5 protein-coding genes are annotated in these 4,003 nt (G+C 68.4%); 2 read left to right on the top strand and 3 right to left on the bottom strand.

Features of this window, described 5'->3' with window-relative positions; genetic code table 11:
* Positions 1–456 precede the first annotated feature (456 nt).
* Positions 457–930, top strand: a complete 474-nt coding sequence (locus KH616_RS22550; RefSeq protein ID WP_292252122.1) for a universal stress protein — start codon at positions 457–459, stop codon at positions 928–930.
* A 122-nt stretch (positions 931–1,052) separates the two neighbouring features.
* Here KH616_RS22550 and KH616_RS22545 read toward each other — a convergent pair whose 3' ends face one another.
* Genes KH616_RS22545 through KH616_RS22535 form a run of 3 tightly spaced genes read right to left on the bottom strand, consistent with a single transcriptional unit; the run spans position 1,053 to position 3,244 of the window.
* Positions 1,053–1,886, bottom strand: a complete 834-nt coding sequence (locus tag KH616_RS22545) for a universal stress protein (protein WP_292252121.1) — start codon at positions 1,884–1,886, stop codon at positions 1,053–1,055.
* Positions 1,883–2,377: a universal stress protein gene (locus KH616_RS22540; RefSeq protein ID WP_292252120.1), complete on the bottom strand. Its 495-nt coding sequence runs from the start codon at positions 2,375–2,377 to the stop codon at positions 1,883–1,885. Before KH616_RS22540 ends, KH616_RS22545 begins: the two co-directional genes overlap by 4 nt.
* A 27-nt stretch (positions 2,378–2,404) precedes the next feature.
* Positions 2,405–3,244: a universal stress protein gene (locus KH616_RS22535; RefSeq protein ID WP_292252119.1), complete on the bottom strand. Its 840-nt coding sequence runs from the start codon at positions 3,242–3,244 to the stop codon at positions 2,405–2,407.
* Positions 3,245–3,640: 396 nt separating this feature from the next.
* Between KH616_RS22535 and KH616_RS22530 the strand changes: the two genes are divergently transcribed.
* Positions 3,641–3,988, top strand: coding sequence for a hypothetical protein (locus tag KH616_RS22530; protein WP_292252118.1), 348 nt, complete (start codon positions 3,641–3,643; stop codon positions 3,986–3,988).
* Positions 3,989–4,003 lie beyond the last annotated feature (15 nt).

Below are 4,003 nucleotides of genomic sequence, written 5' to 3'. Positions count from 1 at the left end.
GACTGCATCCTGCCACTGCTCGCGCACCAGCAGCGCGACGCCGAGCGACAGCGCCGCACCGGCGACGAGCGCGACGACGCCGGCCGCAAATGGCTGGCGTAACATGATTAGAAAGCGCGAGGTCGGTCTACCATCGCGCGTCGGGATTCCGCTGGCGGTCATCAAAGGGCCACGCTGTACACGTTGCGTCGGAGCCGCCCGCGGCACGCGGGCTGCACGGGAAAACGGGCATGAATGGCGCCCGACGCCCGGCGTGTCTGTTATCAAGCCGAAATTGTGCGCGCTTTGTGAATTTTTTGTAATAGGGTCAGCTAAAAATGCGGCGGCGGACGGCGCGTCAACGCGTCTTGATCCGCGTCAACGATGACGGGGACACGGGGGGACAGAGTGATCGAAAGGTCGGCCTGACGGCCGGTCAGTCGATGCGAACCCAATGTTCCGTGGGAGGGGCGGGTCATGTACAAGCGGATTTTCGTGGCGCTGGACGGCAGCCGCAATGCGCGTCTGGCGCTGGATGAAGCCATCAGGATTGCCGCCGCGTCGGGCGGCACGATTACGTGCGCGTACGTCGTCGAACACAAGCCGAAGCTCGTCGATGTCGATGCCGGCTTCGTGGATGCCAGGACCGAAAGCGAGCCGTCCGCGACGGACGCCGCAACGCTGACACTCGACGACGCGAAGGGAACCCTCGAGCAGCATAATGTGCAGGGCGACGTGCGTGCGCTCGATTCGTTCGGCGAAGACGTCGCGACGGTGCTCATGCGTACCGCGGCAGAGGCCGAAGCGGATCTGATCGTGATGGGCACGAGCGGGCGGCACGGACTGCGGCGTCTGCTGCTCGGCAGCGTCGCCGAGTCGCTGCTGCGTGCGGCGGATCGTCCGGTTCTGCTGGTGCGGCACAACGAGAAAACGGCCGCGCCGCCGGCCTGAACATCGGGCATCACGCCCGGCGAGGCGCAGGGCGCGGGTGGCATCGCGCGCCCTGCGCGCATCACACAGAGACGTCCGGCTCCGGGCGTCCGGGCCCGATGCCGCGTCGCATCGGGCGGCGCTCAGTGCGACATCAGCGCCGGTACGGTCATCGATTCGAGTATCGTCCGCGTCGCGCCGCCCAGCACGCGCTCATAGACACGCGTGTGACCGTATGCGCCCATCACGAGCGTGTCCGCATGCAGGTCGGATGCGCGGCCGAGCAGCACCGCGCCGGTCGTCATGCCCGGCACGCGCGGCGTCGCGGAACACGACGCGCGGACGCCATGCCGCGCAAGGTATGCCGCGAGGTCGGCGCCGGCCGCTTGCATGTCGGTGTCGTCGCCGCTGCGCCGCACCGTTTCGATCGCCACGACACGCGCCCGTTTCAGCAACGGCAGCGCATCGGCGACGGCGCGTGCAGCCTCGCGGCTGCCGTCCCATGCGATCAGCACGTTGTCGCCGATGGTGGAAGGCCGGCCGGCGTGCGGCAGGACGATGGCCGGCCGGCCCGCTCCCATCAGCAGATCCTCGACGAAATGGCGGGCGACATACGACGCGCGATCGTCCGGATCGTATTGGCCGAGCACGAGCAGATCGGCATGGCGCGCGTGCAGCGTCGCGACTTCGATCGCCGGCCCGGGCGGGGCGCGCCATTCGACGGCCAGGCCGGCGCGCTCGCCGGCTGCGAGGAAGCGATCCTGCGCGGCTTGTTTCCTCGCCGCATGCTGGGCTTCGTTCTCGCCGAGCAGCAGGCTTTCATCACGACGCAGCAGCGGTTCGAACAGATCCTGGCACACCACGTACAGCCCGATCAGGTGTGCGTCCCAGCGCCGCGCGAGATCAAGGGCGACATGCATCCGCGTGTCGCTGTGGCTGCTGTCGTCCAGATGCACGAGCAAGGTCTTGTAGCTCATCGTGTCGACTCCGAGGCGGCGACTGCGGCCGGCATCGACTCCGCCGCCTGCGCCGGGATCATCAGGACCGGACACGGCGCGATCCGCAACACGCGTTCGGCGACGCTGCCGAGCATCATGCGGGTCAGGCCGCGGCGTCCGTGGGTGCCCATCACGATCAGGTCGGCCTGCACGTTGTGAGCCTCCTGTCCGATGCGCCGCGCAACATCTTCGCCGGGCGATTCGACCTCGACGACGCGCGGCTGGCCTTTCACGCCGTACTGCGCCATCCCGCTTCGCGCCGCCGCGATCACGCGCTCGCCTTCCTCGCGAAACACGTCGCGCAGGATCGACGGATCGTAGCCGGGCGTGCCGAATGCGAGCACCGGACTGTCGATGACATAGAGCGGGTCGAGTTCAGCGCCCGTTTCGGCGGCAAGGCGAAGCGCCGCGTCGAGGGCGCGCGACGCAGTTTCGCTGCCGTCCAGTGCGACGAGGATGTGTGCATACATGGCGGTCTCCGGGAAGGGTCGGGCTGCTCAGTGCGACATCAGCACGGGCAGCGTCATCGATTTCAGGATCGCGTGCGTGGCGCTGCCCATCACGAGCTCGCGCCAGCGCGCATGGCCGTATGCGCCCATCACGAGCAGGTCGGCGCCGCTCTCGTACGCGCGCGACAGCAGGATATCGCCGATACTGCGCCGCTCGCCGGACTCGACGACGCTCACGTCGACATGATCGGCATGGCGCGCGAGCGTGAGGGCGATATCGGCGCCTGGCACGCGTTCCCCGGGCGGCTCGCCGCTGGCGGCGGCGATCGTGACCACGATGACTTTCGCCGCTTGCGCGAGCAGCGGCTGCGCGTCGTGGAGCGCACGGGTCGCTTCGCGGCTGCCGTCCCACGCGACGAGCACGCGGCGCGCGAGCCCCGGAAACGTGCCGGTGCTCGGCACGACCAGCACCGGACGGCCAGCGGACAGTGTCAGGTTCTCGGGAAAATGGTCGTCGATGTACGTCTCGGGATCGTGCGCGTCGAATTGCCCGGCGATGACGAGGTCGGCATAACGCGCACGCGCGGGCACCGCTTCATTCGGGCGCTCGTCCGCGACGAGCCACTCGCCGGATAGCTGCGCGCGGGCGATTTCCGCATGAAACAGCCGTTCGAGGGCGGCGCGGCGCTCGGTGCGCTCGCGATCGTGCGTGGCGTAATAGTCCGCGTAGGTCGCGGCCAGATAAAAGGATGCGGGTTCCGGGGTGTAGACGGCGTAGATGGCCGTCAGGTGCGCGCCGAAATGGCTGGCGAGTCGCAACGCGAATTCGAGCCGCGGATGCGCGCGATCGCTCGCGTCCAGATGGACCAGCAGGCTCTTGTAACTCATCGCGCGATCTCCTCGAAGCGGCCCTCCCGCAGATGTCATCCAGTCTACGAGCGCATGAGGCGGCACGCTTGATGCAGGTCAACAGCGTCGGGGCGCGCGGCGCCGCTTGCCGGGGAAGGTGGGGGAGCGGCGGTCGCCGCAATGGCGGCGCATGGTGCGAGGTAGTGACGCCGGGCGCGCCTGCACGGGGTTGCCTGCGAGGCGTCGCATTCGGGAAGCCGCTTCGGCCTGCGCATACGCCGGCGTGCTGACGTGCGCCCGTGCGCGGGCCCGGGCTGTTGCGTGGCGTGCCGGACTTCTGGCAGCATCGGGCCGGTAGCTTTTTCCCTCATCGCCGGGCGGATGTCGCGCATCCGCGCGATGATGCCGCAGCCGGCGCTTACGGAGTTCACGACAATGACCATGTCGACCAAAGGATTGCGGCTCGCCGAGGTATGGTTCCAGCGCGCACTGTGGATCATCGCCGTCGTCTTTGCCGGCTTCCTGATCGGGCTCGGCGGACTGATCGTCGGCGATCTGCCGCGCGTCGAGTCGTCGCCGGACCGCGAAATGTTCATCGACAGGCAAGCGGCCGCGCCATTGCGGCAACGGCTCGAAAAACTGTCGGCCGATCTCGCCGCGAATCGTGACGCGACCGAGCAGGCGGGGCTGTTGCTGACCGCCACCGAGCAGGATACCCAGCAGGCCCGCGAGGCGTTCCGCGCGGTCATTGCGAGCCGCCACGCGACCGAACGGGCGGAGTAGGATCCGGCCGTGATC

Origin of the sequence: Burkholderia sp. (genome assembly GCF_018375725.1) — a bacterium.
Taxonomy (GTDB): Bacteria; Pseudomonadota; Gammaproteobacteria; order Burkholderiales; family Burkholderiaceae; genus Burkholderia.
Note: the sequence above shows the minus strand (reverse complement) of the source record. Positions and strands in the feature narration are given on the sequence as shown.